The 3838-nt window shown below is 43.1% G+C and carries 4 protein-coding genes; all 4 read right to left on the bottom strand.

The window, feature by feature from the left end:
- Positions 1 to 447: metallophosphoesterase (locus VF500_RS30970; RefSeq protein WP_330863354.1), on the bottom strand; the 447-nt coding region annotated here is incomplete at its 3' end.
- 51 nt (positions 448 to 498) lie between these two features.
- A complete protein-coding gene (locus VF500_RS30965) occupies positions 499 to 1395 on the bottom strand; it encodes an SdiA-regulated domain-containing protein (protein WP_330863353.1) in 897 nt (298 codons plus the stop codon).
- Entirely contained in the window at positions 1382 to 3427 is a 2046-nt protein-coding gene (gene ppk1 / locus VF500_RS30960; protein WP_330863352.1) for a polyphosphate kinase 1, read from the bottom strand. The genes VF500_RS30965 and ppk1 overlap by 14 nt, the downstream gene beginning before the upstream one ends.
- Positions 3428 to 3463: 36 nt before the next feature.
- Positions 3464 to 3838 (bottom strand): Pycsar system effector family protein (locus tag VF500_RS30955; RefSeq protein ID WP_330863351.1); only part of this gene is annotated, 375 nt, incomplete at its 5' end.

The following is a 3838-nucleotide window of genomic DNA, read 5'->3' as shown; positions in this document are numbered from 1 at the left end:
GATCTCCACCGGATCTGGGCAGCCATTTTCGGGCACCATCTTCAGCAACTTATCGCCCTGTTGATCTAAAAATTCCCACTGTCGTTTTATTTTAGCTAAACCAAGCGGCCCCATCTTATCCCAGTCATGATTACCGGGGATAAAATAAACAGGCGCGCCGGCAGCACGCATAGGCTGGTATTGTGATTGCAGGATCTTTTTAGTTTGGGCTTCTTCCAGGCTGCCGGGTAGACCCATACCGCGTGGATAGATATTATCTCCAAGGTAAAATACAGAGGTCTTGTTCTTAAGAATATTAGCGGCGGCATGCTTTAAAACAGCGCTTTGCTGCATATCTATTTCGCCAGCGTCGCCAATAAGGATCATCCTGTACTGAACCGAATCCTGGGCCTGTACGTTGAGCATGCCCAATAGTAAAACAAATAACAAAGGTAGTTTTTTAATCATGAGGTCGGTTAAGATGTATATAGTATTTGTATTATATGTGCTTCAATAGCACTATTTCTTATAGCTGAATTTCAATATATTACCGGCGCTTAGCTGATCTCCTTCATTGGATATATACAGATTGCGCTGGTTATCAAATGCCATACCTTCTGGCTGGCCAAATATGGTAACACTTAAAGGGTATACATTCTTCACTTTCCAGTTAGCATCAGCTACCACCAGCATTTTATTTACCGATGAAAGGATATACCACTCATTGGTAAATGTATTTTTTGCCATTGCCGACGGACGGAACGGCACCCGCTTTTTATTAGCCAGGCGTTCAATTTCCTTAACATCTATTACAAAACTGCCGGTTTGTTTCAGTGTACCTTTGGGCTGTAGATTCAGGATATAGCCGCTACTGCTTTTGGATGTTTTTTCATCGGCACAATGCTTGCACAGCACATAAATGAGGCCTGATTTTTCATCGGCACACATGGCTTCATATTCACCTTCAGGAAGCTCTCCCTTTGTTTTTTGCACGTTGGCTGTCTCTTTCGTCCTCACCTGGCTAAAAGGGAAGGTGAATAATGTACCGTCACTTTTAAGCATGATCACCTGCTCCCGGCAGATTGCTACATCTTCATAATCACCACTTTTGCCAAATTTAGTATAGCTGGCTTTTTTATCGCCAAGTTTCAGGTTAAACAAAAATCCTTCTTCGTCCTGCTCGGCATAAACCGAATCATTTTTACCGTTGTGAAAAGCAAAGCCGGAGATCTCGGTAAGGTCCTCGGGCATTTTATATTTAACAGGCTTATTTAAGTCATACCCCGGCGGGCTCAATGGGATAGCCTTCTCTTTATTTTTACATGAGATAGCCAAAAAAACGGCAGCCACGGCAAGCATACCTGTTACTAAAACAGCCAGATTGCGTTTGGCATTGTGTTTTTTAAACCCAGTCATATTTTTTTTGCTGTAAAAGTTCATAAATGGCCCGCTGCGATTGTACCTGCGGTTCTGTTCTATCAACCCTTATGTTTTGCAATTGTTCATTTAAATTTACGGCCTGCACGTTATCCGCCAGCTGGATATCAAGCATGTTTATCACTTCTTTCCTGATGCCTTCGTCATAAACAGGGAAACAAACCTCGATACGGCGGTAAATATTACGGTTCATCCAATCGGCCGAGCCCATGAAAACTTCGTGATTGCCGCTGTTATGAAATATAAAAATACGTCCGTGTTCCAGGTAACGGTCAACGATCCGCCTTATCGTGATATTTTCACTCATGCCGGGTATTCCAGGTATTAAACAGCAAATACTGCGCACTATCATCCTGATCCTCACCCCTGCCTGCGAGGCTTCATAAAGCTTACCTATCAACACCCGCTCTTCCAGGTTGTTCAGTTTTATGGTGATCCCTGCCGGGTTGCCTTTGCGAGCTTGGTCAATTTCCCTGTCTATCAGTTCAATAAACTTTGATTGTAAATTAAATTGGGCCACGAGCAGATGCTTAAAGTCGATATTGTACCCTTCGGCCGATTTGGCTTTCTTGCCCAAATAGATGAACAACAGGTCCATTTCACGCAGTAATTGCGGATTGGCAGTCATCATGATATGATCGGTATAAAAGGCTGCTGTACTTTCGTTAAAGTTACCGGTTGCCAATAGCCCGGCGTACTTAACACGCCCATCAACCAGTCGTTTCACCAAACCTACTTTAGCATGCACTTTTATGGCCTTATCGCTGTAAATGATATCGGCGCCGGCAGCTTTTAACCTTTTAGCCCATTTGATGTTGTTAGCTTCATCAAAGCGGGCTTTCAGTTCAACCAATACCCTTACCTTTTTACCGCTTTCGGCAGCGCTGATGAGGGCATTAACAATACGTGAGTCGCTGGCTACGCGATAAAGCGTAACAGAGATCTCCTCAACATTTTCATTAATAGCGGCCTCGTTAAAAAACCGAAGGATAGCGTTGTATGATTGGTAAGGGGCATGAAAAATACAATCCCCCTTATCTATATAATCAAATATAGACTCATCGGCACTAATTTGCCTGTTTACCAACGGCGGCCATTTGGTATATTTTAAACCAGGAATGCTAACCGGCAAACCCATCAAATCTTTAAGGTTATGATAAAACCCGCCCTCCACAATACTTGATCCCTGTACCCCCAGCTTATCTTCAATTAAGTGAAGGCTGCGCAAAGGAATGCCCGGCTGATGTAAAAAGCGTGTGGCCAGTCCCTGATCGCGTTTTTGAAGCTGTTTTTCAATCTGCTCCTGAACATCACCATCGTAATCATCACTTAACTCAAGCTCCGCATCGCGGGTTATTTTGAAGCTGTAGCAGCCTTTTATTTCTTCATTTTTAAAAATCTTGTTGAGGTTATATCGTACAATATCATCAAGAAAAATGATGTACTGCTTACCATCCTCATTAACGCTGAAAAACCTTGGCAGCTGATTGGATGGAATATTAAGGATGACAGAACGTTCTTTCTCCTTCTCTAATTTAAGATTTACGAGGAAGTATAACCTGTTGTTTTCGGGAAAGAATTGTTTTTTGCCGCCAACAAGATCAACAGGCTTTAAAAAAGCAAGCACCTGGCTGTAAAAGTAGTCGCTCACCCTGTCGGCTATCGATGCAGGGATAGGTTCATTGAACAGCAGGTTTAGATTATTTTCCTTTAGTAACGGGATAAGCCTGCCGGTAAAAACCTTACCAAAACGATTTTGCTGGCCTTCAACAAGCTGTTGGGCTTTGTGAAGCACATCCTCGCTTTGCCCTGTTTTATTATGCAGGTTAAGCTTGTGCAAGGCCATCACCACGGGCATGCGCACGCGGTAAAATTCATCGAGGTTAGATGAAAAGATAGCAAGAAAATTTACCCTTTCCAGTACGGGGAGCTCTTCGCTTTCGGCCTCCATCAATATGCGTTCATTGAAAAGTAACCAGCTCAGGTCCCTGTCGAAAAATGAGTATTCCATAGTAGCAGATTTTGTTTTTGGCAGTATCGCGATAGCCTACAATAATGATGATATGATGAATGCTATTACCGATACGATAAGGCCGAACATGAAGATATTGTAAGATGCCCTGAGCAGCCTGTATTTTTTGCCCAGCACTACGCCCTGCGAATAATTGTCGCGGATGAGACTGCCGTACAGAAACTCGCGGTCTTCCATCATTTTTTCCATACCATCGCTGTAATCCTGGTATGACATGCGGTAAAAGTTACCGAAAAACAACAGGTTAACCTTTTTATTACTGATATCTTCAGGTGTAAATAACCCCGGAGGAATTGAGGGGCGGGTTGAAAGTATGGAGAAGATCATAGTAGCCAAACTAACGGACAACAGCATGAAAGTAGGGATCAGCAAATTAGAGTGCTCATCGAG

The sequence above is a fragment of the Mucilaginibacter sp. genome, assembly GCF_036383575.1.
Classification (GTDB): Bacteria; Bacteroidota; Bacteroidia; order Sphingobacteriales; family Sphingobacteriaceae; genus Mucilaginibacter.
This window is presented reverse-complemented; position numbering and strand designations above follow the sequence as displayed.